The sequence below is a fragment of the Agromyces italicus DSM 16388 genome, assembly GCF_000421545.1.
Lineage (GTDB): Bacteria > Actinomycetota > Actinomycetes > Actinomycetales > Microbacteriaceae > Agromyces > Agromyces italicus.
In genome coordinates this window covers 65,959-85,197 of sequence record NZ_ATXF01000005.1, presented here as the reverse complement: position 1 = coordinate 85,197, position 19,239 = coordinate 65,959, and the positions used below count along the sequence as shown (strand labels likewise).

General features: G+C 70.5%; 19 protein-coding genes. 12 read left to right on the top strand and 7 right to left on the bottom strand.

Features of this window, described 5'->3' with window-relative positions; genetic code table 11:
• Positions 1–35: 35 nt before the first annotated feature.
• The 3 genes from H516_RS0104695 to H516_RS18340 form a co-directional block, all read right to left on the bottom strand.
• Positions 36–1,148 carry a carboxylate-amine ligase gene (locus H516_RS0104695; protein ID WP_026378428.1) on the bottom strand — a complete coding sequence of 371 codons (1,113 nt, stop codon included), beginning with the start codon at positions 1,146–1,148 and terminating at the stop codon, positions 36–38.
• An 86-nt stretch (positions 1,149–1,234) separates the two neighbouring features.
• Positions 1,235–1,717, bottom strand: coding sequence for a DUF2510 domain-containing protein (locus H516_RS21990; protein WP_022888562.1), 483 nt, complete (start codon positions 1,715–1,717; stop codon positions 1,235–1,237).
• Positions 1,718–1,767: 50 nt separating this feature from the next.
• Positions 1,768–2,337: a VanZ family protein gene (locus tag H516_RS18340; RefSeq protein WP_022888561.1), complete on the bottom strand. Its 570-nt coding sequence runs from the start codon at positions 2,335–2,337 to the stop codon at positions 1,768–1,770.
• A 341-nt stretch (positions 2,338–2,678) separates the two neighbouring features.
• Between H516_RS18340 and H516_RS0104680 the strand changes: the two genes are divergently transcribed.
• The 3 genes from H516_RS0104680 to H516_RS0104670 all read left to right on the top strand — a co-directional run bounded on the left by H516_RS0104680 (position 2,679) and on the right by H516_RS0104670 (position 3,822).
• Complete coding sequence (locus H516_RS0104680) at positions 2,679–2,882, top strand: cold-shock protein (RefSeq protein WP_022888560.1); 204 nt, start codon at positions 2,679–2,681, stop codon at positions 2,880–2,882.
• A gap of 224 nt (positions 2,883–3,106) precedes the next feature.
• Positions 3,107–3,313, top strand: coding sequence for a cold-shock protein (locus H516_RS0104675; protein ID WP_022888559.1), 207 nt, complete (start codon positions 3,107–3,109; stop codon positions 3,311–3,313).
• A gap of 170 nt (positions 3,314–3,483) precedes the next feature.
• Positions 3,484–3,822, top strand: coding sequence for a TFIIB-type zinc ribbon-containing protein (locus H516_RS0104670; protein WP_022888558.1), 339 nt, complete (start codon positions 3,484–3,486; stop codon positions 3,820–3,822).
• Between the two features lie 199 nt (positions 3,823–4,021).
• Here the strand turns inward: H516_RS0104670 and H516_RS0104665 are convergent, their stop codons facing one another.
• A complete protein-coding gene (locus H516_RS0104665; RefSeq protein ID WP_022888557.1) occupies positions 4,022–4,447 on the bottom strand; it encodes a VOC family protein in 426 nt (141 codons plus the stop codon).
• 107 nt (positions 4,448–4,554) lie between these two features.
• Here H516_RS0104665 and H516_RS22810 point away from each other — a divergent pair, with 107 nt between their 5' ends.
• From H516_RS22810 to H516_RS0104650, 4 genes are read left to right on the top strand one after another with little or no spacing between them, the layout of a single operon-like run.
• Positions 4,555–4,689 carry a hypothetical protein gene (locus H516_RS22810; RefSeq protein ID WP_281166811.1) on the top strand — a complete coding sequence of 45 codons (135 nt, stop codon included), beginning with the start codon at positions 4,555–4,557 and terminating at the stop codon, positions 4,687–4,689.
• Between the two features lie 18 nt (positions 4,690–4,707).
• Positions 4,708–5,115: an ArsR/SmtB family transcription factor gene (locus tag H516_RS18335; RefSeq protein WP_022888556.1), complete on the top strand. Its 408-nt coding sequence runs from the start codon at positions 4,708–4,710 to the stop codon at positions 5,113–5,115.
• The gene (locus H516_RS0104655) at positions 5,112–5,582 is read left to right on the top strand and encodes an SRPBCC family protein (protein WP_022888555.1); all 471 of its coding nucleotides are present in this window, start codon (positions 5,112–5,114) and stop codon (positions 5,580–5,582) included. The genes H516_RS18335 and H516_RS0104655 overlap by 4 nt, the downstream gene beginning before the upstream one ends.
• 29 nt (positions 5,583–5,611) lie before the next feature.
• On the top strand, positions 5,612–6,052 hold the full coding sequence (locus tag H516_RS0104650) for a VOC family protein (RefSeq protein WP_022888554.1): 441 nt from the start codon (positions 5,612–5,614) through the stop codon (positions 6,050–6,052).
• 332 nt (positions 6,053–6,384) lie between these two features.
• Here the strand turns inward: H516_RS0104650 and H516_RS0104645 are convergent, their stop codons facing one another.
• Together H516_RS0104645 and H516_RS18330 are read right to left on the bottom strand one after the other, a co-directional pair.
• The gene (locus H516_RS0104645) at positions 6,385–6,999 is read right to left on the bottom strand and encodes a GyrI-like domain-containing protein (RefSeq protein ID WP_022888553.1); all 615 of its coding nucleotides are present in this window, start codon (positions 6,997–6,999) and stop codon (positions 6,385–6,387) included.
• Between the two features lie 186 nt (positions 7,000–7,185).
• Entirely contained in the window at positions 7,186–8,454 is a 1,269-nt protein-coding gene (locus H516_RS18330; RefSeq protein WP_022888552.1) for an MFS transporter, read from the bottom strand.
• An 86-nt stretch (positions 8,455–8,540) separates the two neighbouring features.
• Here H516_RS18330 and H516_RS0104635 point away from each other — a divergent pair, with 86 nt between their 5' ends.
• The 4 genes from H516_RS0104635 to H516_RS0104620 all read left to right on the top strand — a co-directional run bounded on the left by H516_RS0104635 (position 8,541) and on the right by H516_RS0104620 (position 13,747).
• Positions 8,541–9,461 carry an AEC family transporter gene (locus tag H516_RS0104635; protein WP_022888551.1) on the top strand — a complete coding sequence of 307 codons (921 nt, stop codon included), beginning with the start codon at positions 8,541–8,543 and terminating at the stop codon, positions 9,459–9,461.
• A gap of 45 nt (positions 9,462–9,506) precedes the next feature.
• Positions 9,507–10,259, top strand: a complete 753-nt coding sequence (locus H516_RS21165) for a DUF1353 domain-containing protein (RefSeq protein ID WP_022888550.1) — start codon at positions 9,507–9,509, stop codon at positions 10,257–10,259.
• Positions 10,260–10,462: 203 nt separating this feature from the next.
• On the top strand, positions 10,463–11,164 hold the full coding sequence (locus H516_RS18320) for an LGFP repeat-containing protein (RefSeq protein WP_022888549.1): 702 nt from the start codon (positions 10,463–10,465) through the stop codon (positions 11,162–11,164).
• A 36-nt stretch (positions 11,165–11,200) separates the two neighbouring features.
• Positions 11,201–13,747, top strand: a complete 2,547-nt coding sequence (locus tag H516_RS0104620) for a DEAD/DEAH box helicase (protein WP_022888548.1) — start codon at positions 11,201–11,203, stop codon at positions 13,745–13,747.
• A 45-nt stretch (positions 13,748–13,792) separates the two neighbouring features.
• Here H516_RS0104620 and H516_RS0104615 read toward each other — a convergent pair whose 3' ends face one another.
• Positions 13,793–14,689: an EamA family transporter gene (locus H516_RS0104615; protein WP_022888547.1), complete on the bottom strand. Its 897-nt coding sequence runs from the start codon at positions 14,687–14,689 to the stop codon at positions 13,793–13,795.
• A 248-nt stretch (positions 14,690–14,937) separates the two neighbouring features.
• Between H516_RS0104615 and H516_RS20875 the strand changes: the two genes are divergently transcribed.
• Positions 14,938–19,197, top strand: coding sequence for an ExeM/NucH family extracellular endonuclease (locus H516_RS20875; protein WP_022888546.1), 4,260 nt, complete (start codon positions 14,938–14,940; stop codon positions 19,195–19,197).
• Positions 19,198–19,239 lie beyond the last annotated feature (42 nt).

Genomic DNA, 19,239 nt, shown 5'->3' with positions numbered 1-19,239 from the left:
CCGGTGGCCAGGTGGCCAGGTGGCCCGGCGCCGCCTCAGCCCTCGGCCGTGAACGTCGACGCGTAGAGCTCGGCGAGCGCCGGCATCCCGCCCGATGCGAAGGCCGCGCGCTGCCGCGCCCCGCCCGTGCCCTCGTCGAGCAGCCGTGCGAGTCCCGTCGTGACGAGCTCGACGTCGCCGCTCGCCTCGAGCGCGGGAGCGAGCACCGACCGTGCCCGATCGAGCACCTCGTGAGCCGAGCGGAGTTCGCCGAGCACGGGGTCGAGCACCAGCGCATCGAGCCCGCTGTGCGCCGCGTGCAGGAGCGCGGCGTTCAAGAGCTCGGGCCCCGGGGCGGCTTCGGCGCTCGGCACGACGGCGGCCGAAGCACCGAGAGAGACATCGACGACGCTGTCGACGAGCGCCCGGCACAACGCCGCGATCAGCACGGCCGACCACGCCTCGAGCTGCGCATCGGCGACCCTGATCTCGACGGTCGGCACGTGCGTCGAGAGCCGAGCCGCCCACATGATGATCGCGTGGTCCTTCATGCCGCCGATGCCGACGAGCCGTTCGATGCGTCGCTCGTAGTCGGCGGCGTCGCGGAACTCGGGCGGGCAGCCCGTCGTCGTCCAACGGCGCTGACCCACGTTGCGCCAGCTCTCGTAGCCCGTGTCGTGCCCGCGCCAGATCGGCGAGTTGCCGGTCAGGGCCGCGAGCAGCGGCAACCAGCTCCGAATGACGTTCAGGGCGCGCACGCCCTGATCGGCGTCGCCGATGCCGACGTGCACATGCAGCCCCTGGATCTGATGGTCGGCGATGACGCCGGCCATCTCGTGGACGATCCGCAGGTATCTGGGGGTGGCGGTGATCGTCGGGAAGGGCAGCGCATCGGGTGGGCAGCCGACGCTCGCGGCGAGCACTCCCGCCCGGCCTGCTTCGGCGGCGACCTCGCGGCGGAACCCGACGAGCGCCTCCTGCGCCTCCGTCATGATCGAGAACACCGCCGACGCATGCTCGACCTGCGCCGCGAGGAACTCGCGGTGGGTGAGCGGCTTCCACCGCGGGTCGGCAGCGAGGTGCGTGAAGGCGGCGTCGGCCACGTCGGCCGGGCGGAGCGTCTCGGGGTCGAGGAAGACGAACTCCTCCTCGATGCCGAAGGTGGTCATCGCGATCCTCTCGATGCTCACACTCTCCTCAGCGCGGCACCGCCCGTCAAGGGATTGCGGTGTCTCGCTCGCTCCCTCGTGCAGCGTCAGACGAGCAGCAGCATCGCGACGCTCGACGCGAGGGTCACGACGAGCGAGCCGGCGATGAGGGCGGCGACGACGATCAGCACCACCCGCCCGCGCGGGAGGCGATCGTCCGAGCGCACCGGCCTCGTCGCGAACGGCGATGCGGATGCCACGGCGTGACCGAACGGGGTCGGCACGGTCGTGTGCTCGGGCACGAGACGCATGGTCTGCATGAGGGGTTGGGCGAGCTCGTCACCCCGCTCGCCGCTCGCCGGAGGGGTGGGCGCGGCCGTGGGCACGAAACGCGTGGGCGCGGGCACGAAACGTGTGGGCGCAGGCACGGAAGACGCGGGCGCCGGCACGAACGCTGTGACGGGCCCGGGGGCGAGTGCCGGGGCGGCCGCCTTGTGCGCCGTGTGCGGAGTCCAGCCGCGGCCGTCCCAATAGCGCAGCCACGTGGCATCCGACTCGTCGTCGTACCAGCCCGCCGGGCGCTCAGCCATTCGCGGCCGCGGCGTCGGGAGAGGTCATCCGCCCACTGTAGGGCCGCGCGTCAGGCTGCGCGATCGGCAGAACTCCCCATGGCGGCGAGCACGTGGTCGTGGTCGTGCGATGCCTCGGTGTCGAGCTCGCGCGGCGTCGCGGGGGCGAGGTCGTGCGGCGTCGCTGGGGCGAGTGCCGCCGTCGGCGGGACGACCTCGGAAGCGGCGACGGCTCCGGCCCGGCGCACCCCGCGTGCCGCCTGCACGAGCACCACGCCGAGCATCGCCCCGGCCGTGTTCATGACGAGATCGCGGGGGTCGGAGATGCGATCGGGTTCGGGAACCTGGATGAGCTCGATCACGGTCGTGAAGGCGAGGCCGGCGAGCAGGGCGAGCGGCCAGACCCGTCGCGGGAGGAGCAGCGCCGCGAGCGCGCCCACGGGGATGAACAGCGCGACGTTGAACGCGATCTCGGCCAGGTAGCCGGTGGTCCACGTCACCTGGGCCGTCCATGCGTCGACGTTCAGGATGCCGCCCTCGACCTGGTTGCCGCTCGTGCGCCACGGAGCCGGACCCACCGTCACCCAGAGGACGAGCGCCGCGTAGGCGGCAGCGACGAGACCGAGGGGGCGGCGATCCATGCCCCCGATTCTCCTCCGTTCGAGCTGCGAACGGGCTGGAATTCCACAGGGTGTCCGATCCGAACGTCACAATCCGGTAGCGACCGGTGTGCTGCGGCGAAGAAATCGATAGTGTATCTTCACTGATTCCTCCATCAAGCGGGCGCCTGCCCGCGCCTCCATTCGATTGCCCGGAGGCGGACCGATCCGCGTGGCATGACCCGATACGAGACGGCGGATGCCTGCATGGCACACCGCCCCTCGCCCCCGCTCCGTCTGGCAACCCGCCGTGCGGGGCAGCGATCGACCGTCGATCGCATCGGGCCCGCGACAGCGGCCCATAAGGACAGAAGGACAGCAGTATGGCAACTGGAACCGTCAAGTGGTTCAACGCCGAAAAGGGCTTCGGCTTCATCGCTCCCGACGACGGCTCGGCCGACGTCTTCGCGCACTTCAGCGCGATCTCGGGCAACGGCTACCGCTCGCTCGAAGAGGGCCAGAAGGTCGAGTTCGACGTCGCGCAGGGCCCGAAGGGCCTGCAGGCGGAGAACATCCGCGGCCTCTGAGTCATCGGCAGTCGAACGCCGTCGCAGCGCGAGCTGCGGCGGCGTTCGTCGTATCCGGGCCGTATCACAGCTTGACCGTCTAGTGTGGTTTCTGCGACCGTCGTCATCTGCACGAACGGCCGCGCGCTCCCCGCGGCGGACATCGTCGCAGGGAACCCGCACGACTTGGGAGTCGTGCACGTCGCAGTCGCCTCGGCGACGCGGCTCTACAGAAGGAAATGAATATGGCAACCGGAACCGTCAAGTGGTTCAACGCCGACAAGGGCTTCGGCTTCATCGCCCCCGACGACGGCACGGCCGATGTCTTCGCGCACTTCAGCGCGATCGCGTCGGGCGGCTACCGCTCGCTCGAGGAGAACCAGAAGGTCGAGTTCGAGACCGCCCGCGGCCCCAAGGGCCTGCAGGCTGAGAACATCACCGTCATCGGGTAGTTCTCCCAGCGCGTTTCATACGATGGATGCCTCGGCGCCCTCCCGTTCGCGGGAGGTGCGCCGGGGCATCCGTCGTCTGCGGGTGCCCCGCAGCGTCTTCAAAGCTTCGCTGCCTACGATCGGAACCACATCGACCCCGGCCGCGGTCGGCCCCGAAGGAGGAGCCCCCCATGCAATGCCCCAGTGACGGAACCGTGCTCGTGATGAGCGAGCGCAGCGGCATCGAGATCGACTACTGCCCGACGTGTCGCGGGGTCTGGCTCGACCGCGGCGAACTCGACAAGATCGTCGAGCGGGCGGGCCGGGAGTTCGGGGGTGCGCAGGCCGCACCCGGCGCACCTGCCGCACCTGCCGCACCGCAGGCGCCGCCCGCGCCGCCGCAGCCGGCCTACGGTCAGCAGGCCTACCAGCAGCCCTACGACAACCGCGGATACGACAACCGCGGGTACGGCGATCAGGGCTATCGCCGCAAGAAGAAGGAGAGCTGGCTCTCCGAACTCTTCGACTGAGCCGCCACGGCTCTTCGACTGAGCCGCCACGGCTCTTCGACTGAGCCGCCACGGCGCTTCGACTGAGCCGCCACGGCGCTTCGACTGAGCCGCCACGGCATTACAGGACAATTGGGGCTTTACAGGACGTTCGAAAGCGTTGGCGTCCTGTAAACCCTCATATGTCCTGCAAACAGGTGGCGACGTCGCCTGGATCGGCTCAACCCTGCCCGGGGCCGCCGATGTTGACCAGCCAGGTGACGCCGTAGCCGTCGGTGCACATGCCGAACGCGTCGCCCCAGGGTGCGACCTCGAGCGGCACGATCTCGGAGCCCGAAGCCCGGAGCTTCTCCCAGTACCCGCGCAGCGTCGCGTCGTCCTCGTGACCGCCCGAGAGCGACACCGAGATGTTGCTCGTCTCGGGTGCGGGCGGCATGTGGCTCGGGGTGTCGGCGGCCATGAGCACGATGCCGCCTTCGCCCTCGAGCTGACCGTGCATGACCTTGTCGGCGTCGGCGGGGTCGTCGGCCTGGCCGAACTCGGCGAAGGTGCTGACGGTGAGTTCGCCGCCGAACACCGAATGATAGAACTCGAGCGCCGCGCGCGCGTTGTCCTTGAGGTTGATGTAGGGGTTGAGGCGTGCCATGGTTCGTTCCCTTCGACTGGATGAGCGGTCGGTGCCGATGATTCTCGCCCGCACGGCACGCCGCAAGCCCTGAACGGGGTCGCTCTGCTCGCGCGACTCTCCGCCGAGTGGGCGAGTTCGGCGCAGTGTTCGCCGCGGCGGGCGCCAAGATCGTCGACGCGATCGGGACCGTCCGCGAAGAAGTACTTGACCGCGACATCCGGCAGTCCTATTCTTTAATCAACCAAACAGTTGATCAATGAACAGGTTGAGGAGGGGTGATGATCGTGGACCCGAGTGCGGACGACCGACTCGATCATGCGTTCATGGCCCTCGCAGACCCGGTCCGCCGGCGCATCATCGCCCGGCTCAGCCGGGGGCCGGCGACCGTCAACGAGCTCGCCGACCCGTTCGAGATCACCAAGCAGGCCGTCTCGAAGCACATCCAGGTGCTCGAGCACGCCGGCCTCGTCACGCGAACGCGCGACGCCCAGCGACGCCCGGTGCATCTCGACCCGGCGGCCCTCGAAGCCCTCACCGCGTGGATCGACCGATACCGGCTGATCCACGAGCAGCAGTTCCGTTCGCTGGACGCGCTGCTCGCCGACCGCGGCGGCCGTGCCGCAGCATCAGATACCACCGGGGCCGGCCGGCCGGCCGGCCCCCGCAAGAAAGCGACAGAATCATGACCAACGCCGTCACCATCACCGCCCCCGAGGGGCTGCCCTTCATCGATATCGAGCGCGAGTTCGACGCTCCCGTGGCCGCCGTGTTCGAGGCCCACCGAGACCCCGCGCTCGTGAAGCAGTGGCTCGGGCCGGACGGCTACGAGATGGCCGTCGAGCGGTGGGACTTCGTGCCGCAGGGCGGGTATCGCTACGTGCACACCGACACCGACGGCGCGAAGTGGGCCTTCAACGGCACCTTCCACTCGGTGCGCGAGAACGAGATCGCGATCCAGACCTTCGAGTTCGAGGGGTACCCCGACGTCGTCGCGCTCGAGACGTTGCGCTTCGAGGACCTCGGCGACGGACGCACCCGCCTCAACATCCACTCGGTCTACCCCGATGTGGCGAGTCGCGACGGCATGGTCGCGAGCGGCATGGAGACCGGCCTGACCGAGGGCTACGCGCGCCTCGACGCGCTCGTCGCCTGACACCGGCCCACAATCCGAAGGAGTACATCATGGACTGGACGCTCGAAGTCGTCATCGTCCCCGTCGCCGACCTCGACCGGTCGATCGAGTTCTACCGCGATCGCGTCGGGTTCGATCTCGACCACGACACCCGCAACGAGCACGTGCACATCGCCCAGCTCACGCCGCGCGGTTCGGGGTGCTCGATCGTGATCGGCTCGCTGCCGGCGCAGAACGAGATGGCGCCCGGTTCGCTGAAGGGCCTGCAACTCGTCGTCGCCGACGCCGAGGCGGCTCGCGCCGAACTCATCGAGCGCGGGGTCGACGCGAGCCCGATCCAGGTGATCGACCCGCGCGACGGCGGCACCTTCTTCGGCTTCGCCGACCCCGACGGCAACACCTGGGCCGTGCAGCAGATCAAGGCGAGGGCTGAGCGCCCGCTCATCCCGGTCGAGGCGCGGCAGCGCTTCGGCGCAGAGCAGGAGGGCTGAGCCGGATCGCTCCGCCGCCACAACCTCGGGCATCGCCACGATCTCGGACGCATTCGCGAGAATTGCCCCGATCTTGTGGCGGTATCCGAGGTTGTGGCGCGCGCGGGTGTGGCGCATGCGGGTGTCGCGCGGGTGTGGCGCGCGGGTGCGTGGCATGTGGTGTGGGGCTCGCGGGTGCGGGGCATGCGGGTAGGCGCGCGGGTGCGGGGCGCGAGTGCGGCCGGGCGCGGGTAGGCGCGCGGGTGCGGGGCGTGAGTGCGGCCGGGCGCGGGTAGGCGCGCGGGTGCGGGGCGCGAGTGCGGCCGGGCGCGGGTAAGCGCGAGGGTCGCGGCTCAGCTGCGGGCGACCGGTTGCCGCAGGATCGTGCGAAGCTTCTCGGGCGCGGAGCGCCGCGGGTCGCCGAAGTAGACCTCGTGGTGACGCCCGTTGAAGCGCAGGCCCTTCGCCGGCATGAACTCGTCGTGCAGGCGGGCGAGCGTCGGGCCCTCGTCGTCGTAGGCGCCGCGGTGCAGCGTCTGCACGCAGAGTCCCTCGTCGAGTGTCTCGAAGCGCAGCCGCCGGGCGGCCGGTGCCTTCGGGAGGGCTTTGGCGACCGCGGCCTCCTGCACCTCGGGGGTGAGCCAGTCGGGCTGCCAGATCATCATGGTCCAGTGCCAGGCGGACTTCTCACGGGTCACGAAGGTCGACGGGTCGGCCGCGCTCCACAGGCCCTCGAGCGGGCCGACCACGTAGTCGCGGTCGAGCTCGAGCTTGCTCTGGAACTTCGCCGCGTACGAGACGGCGAAGAGGGCCTCGACCGCGACGGCGTACTCGGGCACCGTGTTGGGATCGCCCTCGCCGTCGATCATCGCGTAGCGCAGCGGCGGTACCTCGACGAGGTCGAAGCGGTCGTGCGCGGCGGTGTAGCTCGGGATCTCGCGTTTCGGATCGAACTTCGTCGTCGCCATCACGTCATCATCCCGCGACCCGGTGACACTCCGCGTCCCATGACCCGGCGACCCTGCGACACCCCGCGACCCGGTCGCGCCCCGCGACCCGGTCGCGCCAGAACTTCGGGGAAAACCGCAGTCTCGGACGAAGTCCGCGGTCCGCGACCGATCGGGTGGCGATCTCCGGCCATGCGGTGCGGCGCCTCAGGCGTCGACGGCTGCGCTCGGCGTGGCCGGCGTGGCCGGCGCGGCCGGCGCCGCTTCGGCCGGGGCGGGCCGACGTCGCGCCTGCCCGGCGACGGCGAGGCTCAGGATGATGACGGCACCCACCACGAGCAGCGCCGAGCGCGCACCGACCTCGTCGGCGAGCAAGCCGAACAGCGGCGGGGCCGCGAGCGACGAGATCGTCGAGAAGGAGGTCACGACCGAGACGCGCTGGCCGGCCCGCGCGGGGTCGTCGGAGGCCGCCGAGATCGCGATCGGATTGCCGAGCGCCGTGCCGCAGCCCCAGAGCACGAGGCCGACCCAAGCCCAGGCGAGATCGGGGCCGAACACGAAGAGGAGGAGACCCGCGAGCGACGAGAGCCCCGAGGCGCGCAGCACCGCGACGCGTCCGAACCGGTCGATGACCCCCGTGCCGACGAAGCGGAACACGGTCATCGCCCCGACGAAGGTGCCGTAGGCCATCGCGCCCGTCGCCTCGGCGGCGGCGAAGCCGTCGACGACCGCGAGCGAGATCCAGGTGGTGGCCGCACCCTCGGCGAGCGAGGCCGCGAGCAGGACCACCCCGAGCAGCAGTGTGCGCGGTTCGAGCCACGCGCCGAGCGCCGATCGCACGGCGTCCCGGTTTCGCGCGCCGGTCGAGGCCGCGTCGACCGATCCGGTCGCGGTGGTGACCGGGGTCTGCCGCGTGAGCGTCGTGGCAGGCGCGACGAGAATTGCGCGCAGCACGGTCACGATGCCCGTGACGATCACGATCTGCACTGCGACGTGCACCCCGGCGAAGGCGAAGCCCGCCGCGACGAGCGCGCCGAGTGCTGCGCCGATCGAGAACGCCGCGTGGAACTGCGGCAGCACCGCCTTGCCGAGGCGCTGCTCGACGGCAGCGGCATTGATGTTGATCGGCACGTTCACGAGGGCGCCGCACACGCCGTTGACGGCCATTCCGGCGATGAAGAATCCGAGTCCGTAGCCGAGCAGCCCCGCGGCATCCAGGCCGAAGCCGATGACGTTGCCGACGACGCCGGCGATGAGCACGTGGCGGCTGCCGAAGCGCGCGATGATCGCGCCGACGGTGAGCGCGCCGATGAGCGAGCCGACACCGCCGATGATCAGCAGCGAGCCGAGCTGCAGCGAGCTGAGTTCGAGGGCGTCGCGGATCGACGGCATCCTGCTCATCCACGAGACCTGGATGAGGCCGAACAGGGCGAACTGGGCCATGAGCGCCCAGCGGGCGGAGGAGACGGTCGGCATCCGTCGAAGATAGCAGTAAAGATTCCTTACCCGACGGCGGCTTTCGGCCATCGAGGCGGGACATCCTGCCGATAGGCTCGAGAGCCATGGCATCGGTCTTCACGGGGTTCGCGGTGATCGCGCTCGCCGTCTTCGTGGGTTGGCTCGCCGGTCGCACCGGGGTCGTGGGGCCCGAGGCGCGCCCCATCCTCGCCCGATTGACCTTCAACGTCCTGGCACCGTTCCTGCTGTTCTCCGTGCTCGCGACCGCCGACGTCGGCGCCCTGTTCTCCGTGCTGCTGCCCGTCTCGGCGCTCGCCGCCGTCACGATGATGCTCGTGTTCGCCCTGATCGCGATGCTCCTCTGGCGGCGCAGCCTCGCGCGCAGCGTCATCGGCTCGCTCGCCTCGGGCTACGTGAACGGCAACAACTTCGGCATCCCGATCGCGGTGTACATGCTCGGCGACGCCGCGTACTCGGCGCCCATCGTGCTGCTGCAACTGCTGCTCTTCGCCCCGGTCGCCCTCGCGATCCTGGGCGCCCGCGTCGAGGGCAGGACCTCGGCCGGGCAGATCGTGCGCGGTACGTTCACCAACCCGATCATCGTCGGCTCGCTCGCGGGGGTCGCGGTCGCGGTGTCGGGGGTGGAGCTGCCGCCGATCGTGCTCGAACCGGTCGAGCTGATCGGCCACGCGGCCGTGCCGCTCATGCTCATCTCGTTCGGGCTCTCGCTGAACGGCCAACGGATGCTCGCCGCCGGCAGCGGGCGCCGCGAGGTGCTGCTGGCGTCGACGCTGAAGCTCCTCGTGATGCCCGCAGTCGCCTGGCTGCTCGGCCGCTTCGTGTTCGGGCTCGACGACACCGCACTGTACGCCGTGACCGTGCTCGCGGCGCTGCCGACGGCGCAGAACGTGTTCAACTACGCGCAGCGCTACGACACCGCCGAGATCCTCGCACGCGACACCGTGTTCATCACGACGCTCGGCTGCCTGCCGGTTCTGCTCGGCCTGGCGTTGCTGCTCGGCTGACGTCGGCGGCGCGCGGCATGATGGGTCGCGAGCCGAGGAGGTCGCATGCCCTTCCACACCGACGACGGTGATCGCCTCGACGAGCTCGGCCTCGCGCAGCGACCGGCGGATGCCGCGAGCTTCGAGCTGACCGCGGCGCTCGTCTACCTCGACCCCGAGACGGGCCGCCGCTACCGGGTGCCGGCCCGCGGCGAGGCATCCGCCGCCCCGAGCGATCTCGCCTCGGTGCCGACGCCGCTCTGGGGGCTCATCGCGAGCTACGGACGGCAGTCGGCGCCCGCCGTGCTGCACGACGCCCGGTCGCGCGAGGCGGCTGCGCTCGGCGACCGCAGGGCGGCCCTCGCGCAGCGGCGCGAGGACGACCGGGTGTTCCGCACGGCGCTCCGCGAGCAGGGCGTGCCGCGGCTGCGCGCGCGGTTGATGTGGGCGTGGGTGTCGGCCGATCGCGAGCGCGAGTTCGGCGGCGCCGCCGGATGGCTCGTGCTCGCGCAGTCGGCGATCGGGGCGCTCGTGCTCGTGGGCGCTGCCGTCGCGGCGTTCTCGAATCCGTTCTGGCTCGTCGTATGGCCGGTCGTCGGGCTCGCCTCGATCCTGCGGGGGCGGCTCGCGCCACTCGTCGCGACGCTGAGCTTCTCGCTCGCCCTGCTCGGCCCCCTCGTGCTGGTGCAGATCGCCGCGCTCGTGCCGTTCCGTCTCGTCGAATCGGCGGTCGAGCTCGTCACGGGCGGCCGGCCGGGCGACGTCTGGCGGCCGACCGCGCGAGTCGGCGGCGAACGCAGCGGAGAAGTTCAGGGTTAACCCTGATCCTTCGGCGCACCGGGGCCAATACCTTGGGAACCGATCGCCGCCCGTGCACCGCAGGGGGAACTGTCAGCGCGGAACCTCGGTGATCCCAGGCCGGCCAGCACCTCGTACCCGAACACGAGGTGCGGCCGGCTTCCCTGTTCCACCGGGGCACGATCCCGGTTCGCGCACCTGCCCGAGCGAACGAGAGGATCGGCATGGCCGAGTGGATGACCGCGCCCGTCCGCGCCGAGCGGCTCCCGAACGACGACGGGCACCGGCCCGCCGACCTCTTCCTGGTCGCCGTCGCCGCGATCGGCGCGAAGCGTGCCGAGCACGACTGGATGGGCGAGCCCCGGGGGCGGCACGAACGGCTCGGCGACGGCCAGCAGTACCTGCGCCGATTCGACGGCGGAGCGGTGTGCTGGTCGAGTCGCACCGGTGCGCACGAGGTGCACGGGCCCGTCGCCGAGCGATGGGAGGCGCTCGGAGCAGAGGCCTCGCTCCTCGGCTTCCCGATCACCGATTCCGCATCGCTCGTCTGGCCCGACGGCACGCCCCGCCCCGGCGGGCATGCCCACTTCGAGGGCGGCTCGGTCTACTGGACCCCCGAGCACGGCGCTCGCGTGGTACGCGGCATGGTGCGCGACATCTGGGCGCTCCTCGGCTGGGAGCGTTCTGCGCTCGGCATGCCCGTCGGCGACACCGAGACCGGCGACGACGGACTGCTGTCGGCTCGCTTCGAGCACGGCCGCATCGCCTGGTCGTCGGCCGCGGGCCCGCTCGTGGAGATCAGGCGCGCCGAGGCATCCGCGAGCCGACCCGGGGCGAGCTGGGCGCCGGATGCGCCAGGAGCGCTCGACCCGGCGACCGAGCGCCGGCTCGGCAGGCTGACGCCGAGCTTCGCCCCGCGCGAGTGAACCGGCGCGCGACCGCGCGCGTGACAGACTCGACGGGTGACCCAGCCCCTCCTCGACCGTGCCCCGCGCCCGTACGACGCCGATGCGATGTACGACGCCTTCGTCGAGTGGGCCGACGACCGGGGCTTCGCGCTCTACCCCGCGCAGGACGAGGCGATCATCGAGATCGTGTCGGGGGCGAACGTGATCCTCTCGACGCCGACGGGCACCGGCAAGTCGCTCGTCGCGGTCGCCGCGCATGCGACGTGCGTCGCGCGCGGCGGCCGCTCGTACTACACGGCGCCGATCAAGGCGCTCGTGAGCGAGAAGTTCTTCCAGCTCGTCGAGATCTTCGGCGCGCAGAACGTGGGTATGGTGACGGGCGACAGCTCGGTGAACTCCGACGCGCCGATCATCTGCTGCACGGCCGAGATCCTCGCGAACCTCGCCCTGCGGCACGGCGCCGACGCCGAGGTCTCCCAGGTCGTGATGGACGAGTTCCACTTCTACGGTGACCCCGACCGGGGCTGGGCCTGGCAGGTGCCGCTCATCACCCTGCCGCGCGTGCAGTTCGTGCTGATGTCGGCGACGCTCGGCGACGTCGATGCCATCGCCGACGACCTCGCCCGTCGCACCGGTCGGCCGACCGCGCAGGTCACGGGCGTCGAGCGGCCGGTCCCGCTGCACTACTCCTACGCGAAGACGCCCGTGCAGGAGACGGTCGAGGAGCTGCTCGAGACCCGCCAGGCGCCCGTCTACATCGTGCACTTCTCGCAGGCCGCCGCGATGGAGCGCGCGCAGGCGCTGTCCTCGATCCGAGTCGTGACGCGCGAGCAGCGCGACGAGATCGCCGAGGCGATCGGCGGGTTCCGCTTCAACACGGCGTTCGGCAAGACGCTCTCGCGGCTCGTGCGCGCCGGCATCGGCGTCCACCACGCCGGGATGCTTCCGCGCTACCGCCGGCTCGTCGAGACTCTCGCGCAGCGAGGGCTCCTCAGGGTCATCTGCGGCACCGACACCCTGGGCGTCGGCATCAACGTGCCCATCCGCTCGGTGCTGATCACGGCGCTGTCGAAGTTCGACGGGCAGCGCATGCGGCAGCTCAGCGCTCGCGAGTTCCACCAGATCGCCGGCCGTGCCGGTCGCGCCGGCTACGACACCGCCGGCACCGTCGTCGTGCTCGCGCCCGATCACGAGATCGAGAACGAGGTCTCGGTGCGCAAGGCCGGCGACGACCCGAAGAAGCTGAAGAAGATCGTGCGCAAGAAGGCGCCCGCCGGTTTCGTGACCTGGAGCGAAGTCTCGTTCGACCGGCTCATCACGGCCGTGCCCGAGGCGCTGACCCCGCACCTGAAGCTCACCGCGGCGATGCTCATCAACGTGATCGCGCGGGGCGGCGACGTCGTCGGAGACATCCGCTCGCTCGTGTTCGACAACCACGAGTCGCGCGCGCGACGCTTCGAGCTCGCGCGACGGGCGCTCGAGATCCTGCGTACGCTGCGCGACGCCGAGGTGGTGGTGATCGCTCCGAGCGCGGATGCCACGGCGCATCCCCTCGGCGTCGAGTTGCACCTCACCGTCGACCTCCAGCCGAACTTCGCGCTCAACCAGCCGCTGTCGCCGTTCGCGCTCGCCGCGATCGAACTCCTCGACCCCGACGCGGCCCCCGGCACCGGGATCGCGACCGGGCACTACGCGCTCGATGTCGTCTCGGTCATCGAGTCGACGCTCGACGACCCGCGGCCGATTCTCTCGCAGCAGCAGTTCAGGGCACGCGGCGAGGCGGTCGCCGCGATGAAGCAGGAGGGCGTCGAGTACGAGCAGCGCATGGAGGCCCTCGAGGAGGTCACCTGGCCGAAGCCGCTCGACGAGCTGCTGCATCAGGCGTTCGAGACGTTCGCCTCGAGTCAGCCGTGGGTGCGCGACTTCGCGCTCTCGCCGAAGTCGGTCGTGCGCGACATGTTCGAGCGCAGTATGTCGTTCGGAGAATACGTCTCGCAGTATCAGCTCGCCCGCAGCGAGGGCCTCGTGCTGCGGTACCTCTCCGACGCGTTCCGCGCCGTGCGCCAGACGGTGCCCGACGACGCGAAGGACGAGGAGCTGCTCGATGTCATCGAGTGGCTCGGCGAGCTCGTGCGCCAGGTCGACTCGAGCCTCGTCGACGAGTGGGCCGAGCTCATCGACCCATCGGCGCACCTGCCCGAGGACGAGCAGGCCGTCGTGCCGCCCGCACCGCCGTCGGTCGTCACCAATCGGCGGGCATTCACCGTGCTGGTGCGCAACGAGCTGTTCCGCCGGGTGCAGCTCGCCGCCCTGGAGCGCGACGACGAGCTCGCCGAGCTCGACCCCGAGGTCGACTGGCCGGGCGCGCTCGACCGCTACTACGCCGAGCACGACGAGATGGGGGCGGGCGCGGCGGCGCGCTCGCCTCGGCTCATCGAGATCGACGAGACGGATGCCTCGAACGGAATCTGGCGGGTGGAGCAGACGATCGACGACCCGGCGGGCGACCACGACTGGCGCATCCGAGCCGACGTCGACCTCGAGGCCTCGGCCGAGGAGGGCGTCGCGGTGGTGCGGGTGACCGGGGTCGTCAGGCTCTGAGCCGGTCGCCCGGTCGGCGCGTCAGCCGCTCGCCCGGTCGCCGCATCAGGCGACCGCGAGCATGGCCGCCGAGGCCAGGGCGAGCACGAGGCCGACCCACTGCACCGGTGCGATGCGCTCCTTCAGCACGATCGCGGCGAGCAGGATCGTGCCCGCCGGATACATCGCGCCGAGCACCGCGGCGACCGCCAGCTCGCCGGCCCGGATCCCGAAGAGGATCAAGGCGTTCGCGGCGGCGTTGACGAAACCGCCGACGGCGGCGAGGCGGATGCCCCGTGCCCGGTCCCGAGGGGCGGGGGCGGCATCCGGCGACTCGTCGGGGCGTGGCATCCTCGACCGCTTCGCCCGGGCGCGGAGCGCGAGCCCGCCGACCACGGCGAACATGACGACCGCGGTGACCGCGGAGTTGACCGCGAGGGGCGCGAGGCCGCTCTCGTCGCTCGTCTGGTCGATCAGGATGAAGAAGCCGCCGATCGCGGTACCCGAGCCGATGCCCATGACGATGCCGGCGAGGCTCGGCCGCACGGCGCCCCGCTCGGGCACGAAACCGACGAGCACGACCGCGACGAGCGCCAGGCCGAGCGCCCAGGGGGCGAGGGCGCCGAGCTGTGCGCCCGTCGCAAGGTCCCAGAGCATCGGGACGATCGCCGAGACCACCGCGGTGAGCGGCGAGAGGATCGACATCGGGCCGATCGCGAGGCAGGCGTAGAGGAGCCCGATCGCGACCGCGCCGACGACTCCCGCCGCAGCGCCCCACCAGAGGTCGGCGGCGGTCCATTCGCCGCCCGACAGGGGGGTCGCGACCGCCAGGCCGACGAAACCGGCGAGTGCGGCGACCGCGGTGGCGAGCACGGCGCCGATGCGCTTCGCGGCGAGCCCCCCGAGGAAGTCCGCCGCTCCGAACACGAATGCTCCGGTGAGCGAGAGGACGGCGGTGAGCATGGTGCTGATCAGCGTATCGGGCGCTCTCCGCTCACTGCTCCACTGCTCATTCGTGCGGAGGTCACGGGCTGACCTGCTCATCTGAGCAGGCCGCGTGAACTCCGCGTGAAATCAGGGCGAGCGGGTGATGGAAAGCCCTTGGCATGGGCACACGCCGGTCATAGGCTACGGAGCAATCGCCCCGCCGCCGGCGTGCTCGCTCCGACGTCGAATCCGAGGTGGGGAGTGGTCGTTCGATGAGGAGAGTCATGCAACGTCTCACCAGAAACTGCCTGTCCGCGGTGGCCCTCGCCGCTGCGGGCACGCTCGTCGCCGGGGTTCTCGGCGCCGCGCCCGCCCTCGCCGCGGTCGACGGCTCGGGGGTCGTGATCAACGAGGTCTACTCGCGCGGCGGCAGCACGGGCCAGCCCTTCCAGAACAAGTTCGTCGAGCTCTACAACCCGACGAACGCCGACGTCTCCCTCGCGGGCTGGTCGATCCAGTACCGCTCCGCCTCGAGCACCGGCGCGCCCGCCTCGAACGGCGTCGGCGCGTTGAGCGGCACGATCGAGTCGGGCGGCTACTACCTCATCGGTCTCGGCAGCAACGGCGGCAACGGTGCCGCACTGCCCGCCACCGATGCGTCCTTCGGGATCCAGTCGAGTGGAACCGACGGGTCGCTGTTCCTCGCGAAGACGGCCACCGCGCTCAACCCCGGAACGGGGTCGATCGTCGACCACCCGCAGGTCGCCGACTACGTCGGCTACGGCTCTTCCGGCAACTACGAAGGTGCGGCCGCGAATTACCCGGGCACGAACACGACCACTCCCGGCAGCATCGCGCGCACCGACTTCACGGACACCGACGACAACTCGAAGGACTTCAGCTTCACGTCGACGCCGACGCCGCAGAACTCCGGATCCGGCGGCACGCCCGCCCCCGTCGCCAAGACCATCGCCGAGATCCAGGGCACCGACAAGGCCGAGAGCCCGTTCGTCGGGAAGGCCGTCGTCACCGAGGGCATCGTGACGGCCGACCACCGGGTCGGCGGCTTCGACGGCGTCTACATCCAGACGGCCGGTTCTGGCGGCACGGCGGATGCCACGCCCAAGGCCTCGGACGGCGTCTTCGTCTACCTCCACGGCGAGAACCCCGCGGTCGCGATCGGCGACGAGGTGCGCGTCACGGGCGTCGTCGAGGAGTTCAACGGCACGACCCAGATCAAACCCGAGAAGGCGGCGAACGTCGAGCTCGTGGAGGCCGGGGTCGGTGTGCCCGCGGTGACCCCGCTGCCCGCCACCGCCGTCGGCAGCGGCGCTCGTGAGGCATTCGAGGGCATGCTCGTCGCGCCGAGCGGCACCTACAAGGTGGTCTCGAGCCACAATCTCAACCGTTTCGGCGAGCTGTGGCTGAACGCGGGCGCTGCGATGCCGGTGAAGTCGACCGAGACGCAGCGCCCCGGCTCGAAGGGCGCGAGCGACGTCGCGGCCGCGAACCGGGCTAGTCGCATCCTGCTCGACGACGGCTACAGCATCGCCGTGCGCAACTCGAACGGCACCGACAACCCCGCCCACCCCGGCGACCAGCCGTACTTCACCAAGGCCGTGGCCGTCCGCAACGGCGATGTCGTGAAGTTCCCGACCGCGGGCTACGTGCTCGGCTTCGGCTTCAACGAGTGGCGTCTGCAGCCGACGCAGCCGATCAACGACGCGAGCTCTGCGGCACTGAAGCCCACCTTCACCGTGGCGAACCCGAGGCCCGCCGCGGCACCCGCCGTCGGCGGCGACATCACCGTCGCCGCGTTCAACGTGCTGAACTACTTCACGACGTTGACCTCTGAGAACCCCGAGGCGCGCGGCGCCGACACCGCCAAGGAGTTCGCGGTGCAGAAGGCCAAGATCGTGACCGCGATCAACGGGCTCGACGCCGACGTCGTCGCGCTCCAGGAGATCGAGAACTCGGTCGCGCTCGGCGAAGCGCCCGACGAGGCGCTCGCCGACCTCGTCGACGGGCTCAACGACGCTGCGGGTGCCGGCACGTGGAAGTACGTGAAGACGCCCGAGGCGCTGCACGACCCCGCGATCGTCGACGTCATCACGAACGCGATCATCTACAAGCCCGCCGCGGTCAAGCCGAGCGGCGAGGCGCAGACGATCATCGACGAGACCGTGTGGGACATCGCGCGCGAGCCGATCGCCCAGACCTTCAAGCACGGCAAGCAGTTCGTGACCGTGATCTCGAACCACTTCAAGTCGAAGGGCGGCACCGACCCGTCGCCGCAGCCCGGCCAGGACGCCTTCAACGACGAGCGCACGGCGCAGGCCGAGTCGCTGCTCGCGTTCGCGAACGAGCTCTCGGAGGGGCGCAAGAACGCGATCTACCTCGTCGGCGACTTCAACTCGTACGCCAAGGAGGACCCGATCAAGGTCTTCACCGACGCAGGCTGGAACGACCTCGTCTTCAGCAAGGCACGAGGCCAGTACACTTACACCTTCGACGGCGAGCTGGGCTCGCTCGACCACGTGATCGCCTCGCCCGCCGCGAGCGACCGCGTGACGAAGACCGCGGTGTGGTCGATCAACTCGCCCGAGTGGTCGGGCCGTGAGTACTGGGGCCCGGCCGCCGAGACCGTCGACGAGGCGACCGAGTTCCGCTCGAGCGACCACGACCCGATCCTCGTCGGGGTCGGTCCCGAGGGTGTTCCCGGCACGGTCGACATCGACCTCGTGACGGTGAACGACTTCCACGGCCGCATCGAGCAGTCGCCGCCGTCGGGCGGCATCGCCGCGCTCTCCAGCGCGGTCAAGCAGGTCCGTGCCGAGAACCCGAACACGATCTTCGCGGCCGCGGGCGACATGATCGGGGCCTCGACGTTCACCTCGTTCATCCAGCAGGACAAGCCGACGATCGAGGCGCTCAACGAGGCCGGGCTCGACGTCAGCGCGGTCGGCAACCACGAGTTCGACCAGGGCTTCGCCGACCTCACCGACCGGGTGATGCCGCTGGCGCTCTGGGAGTACCTCGGCGCGAACGTCTATGAGAAGGGCACGACCACGCCGGCCCTGCCCGAGTACTTCACCAAGACGTACGACGGCGTGACCGTCGGCTTCATCGGCGCGGTCACCGACGAACTGCCCTCGCTCGTCAGCCCGGCGGGCATCGAGGACATCACGGTCGGCGACCCGACCGAGGCCGTGAACCGCGTTGCGAACCAGTTGAGCGACGGCAAGAAGCAGAACGGCGAGGCCGACATCATCGTGCTCCTCGTGCACGAGGGGGCGGCGACGACCGACATCGCGTCGGCGACCGACCCCGAGTCGCGATTCGGCAAGATCGTGCTCGGCGCGAACGACAACGTCGACGCGATCGTCTCGGGTCACACCCACCTCGCCTACAACCACGTGATCGACGGCCGACCGGTGATCTCGAGCGGTCAGTACGGCGAGCGCTTCTCGCGGATGGACATCCAGTACAACCGGGCGAAGAAGACGTTCACGATGACGAACGAACTGCACAGTCTGATGGACGGCACGACGGCGCTCTACCCGAACGACCCGGCGGTGCAGCCCATCGTCGACGAGGCCGTGAAGGTCGCCGACGAGCTCGGCAGCGTGGTGCTCGGCGAGGCGAGCTCCGACTTCGGTCGGGCCGTCGCGTCGAACCCCGACGGCGCGTCGTCGTTCCCCGAGAACCGTGGCGGCGAGTCGACCCTCGGCAACCTCGTGGCCGACGTTCAGCAGTGGGCGCTCAACGCCGACGGCACGCGCTCGGTCGACATCACCTTCATGAATCCGGGGGGCCTCCGCGCCGACCTGGCGTCGGGTGAGGTCACCTACCGCGAAGCGGCGAACGTGCAGCCGTTCGCCAACACTCTGGTGACGGTGAACCTCACCGGTGCGCAGGTCAAGAAGGTGCTGGAGGAGCAGTGGCAGCCCGCGGGCGCGTCGCGTCCGTTCCTGAAGCTCGGCGTCAACAAGGAGCTCGTCTACACGTACGACCCGACCGCCGCGGCCGGATCGCGCATCACCGAGATTCTGCTGAACGGCGAGCCGATCGACCCGGCCGCGACCTACCTCGTGGGTGCGAACTCCTTCCTCGCGGCCGGTGGCGACAACTTCACCACCCTCGGCCTCGGCACGGGGCGCGCCGACACCGGCAAGATCGACCTCGAATCGATGGTCGACTACTTCGAGGTGAACCCCGAGATCACGCCCGACAACGCCCAGCGTGCGGTCGGCGTCGACATCGAGGGAGACGGCGTGTACGCGCCGGGCGAGTCGGTGACCGTGAAGCTGTCGTCGCTCGACTTCAGCCGCAACGAGCCGGCTGCGGGCACGGTCGTCGTCTCGTTCGGCGGCACCCAGCTCACGACGGCCGCGGTGAACCGGGCTTACACGCCGACGGTCGACGAGATCGGCAAGGCGACCGTGACCTTCACGGTGCCGGCGGGCGCGAGCGGGCCGATGCGGTTCGACCTCACGGTGCCGTCGACCGGCACGGTGAGTGCGTTCACCCTGAACGTCGGCTGACCGAACGAACGGGGCCGGGTGCGCCGCACCCGGCCCCGTTCG

Bases quoted from the DNA above. Each gene is read 5' to 3' on its own strand.
- H516_RS0104695 (WP_026378428.1), bottom strand. From the start codon at position 1,148: ATGACCACCTTCGGCATCGAGGAGGAGTTCGTCTTCCTCGACCCCGAG.
- H516_RS21990 (WP_022888562.1), bottom strand. From the start codon at position 1,717: ATGGCTGAGCGCCCGGCGGGCTGGTACGACGACGAGTCGGATGCCACG.
- H516_RS18340 (WP_022888561.1), bottom strand. From the start codon at position 2,337: ATGGATCGCCGCCCCCTCGGTCTCGTCGCTGCCGCCTACGCGGCGCTC.
- H516_RS0104680 (WP_022888560.1), top strand. From the start codon at position 2,679: ATGGCAACTGGAACCGTCAAGTGGTTCAACGCCGAAAAGGGCTTCGGC.
- H516_RS0104675 (WP_022888559.1), top strand. From the start codon at position 3,107: ATGGCAACCGGAACCGTCAAGTGGTTCAACGCCGACAAGGGCTTCGGC.
- H516_RS0104670 (WP_022888558.1), top strand. From the start codon at position 3,484: ATGCAATGCCCCAGTGACGGAACCGTGCTCGTGATGAGCGAGCGCAGC.
- H516_RS0104665 (WP_022888557.1), bottom strand. From the start codon at position 4,447: ATGGCACGCCTCAACCCCTACATCAACCTCAAGGACAACGCGCGCGCG.
- H516_RS18335 (WP_022888556.1), top strand. From the start codon at position 4,708: ATGATCGTGGACCCGAGTGCGGACGACCGACTCGATCATGCGTTCATG.
- H516_RS0104655 (WP_022888555.1), top strand. From the start codon at position 5,112: ATGACCAACGCCGTCACCATCACCGCCCCCGAGGGGCTGCCCTTCATC.
- H516_RS0104650 (WP_022888554.1), top strand. From the start codon at position 5,612: ATGGACTGGACGCTCGAAGTCGTCATCGTCCCCGTCGCCGACCTCGAC.
- H516_RS0104645 (WP_022888553.1), bottom strand. From the start codon at position 6,999: ATGGCGACGACGAAGTTCGATCCGAAACGCGAGATCCCGAGCTACACC.
- H516_RS18330 (WP_022888552.1), bottom strand. From the start codon at position 8,454: ATGCCGACCGTCTCCTCCGCCCGCTGGGCGCTCATGGCCCAGTTCGCC.
- H516_RS0104635 (WP_022888551.1), top strand. From the start codon at position 8,541: ATGGCATCGGTCTTCACGGGGTTCGCGGTGATCGCGCTCGCCGTCTTC.
- H516_RS21165 (WP_022888550.1), top strand. From the start codon at position 9,507: ATGCCCTTCCACACCGACGACGGTGATCGCCTCGACGAGCTCGGCCTC.
- H516_RS18320 (WP_022888549.1), top strand. From the start codon at position 10,463: ATGGCCGAGTGGATGACCGCGCCCGTCCGCGCCGAGCGGCTCCCGAAC.
- H516_RS0104615 (WP_022888547.1), bottom strand. From the start codon at position 14,689: ATGCTCACCGCCGTCCTCTCGCTCACCGGAGCATTCGTGTTCGGAGCG.
- H516_RS20875 (WP_022888546.1), top strand. From the start codon at position 14,938: ATGCAACGTCTCACCAGAAACTGCCTGTCCGCGGTGGCCCTCGCCGCT.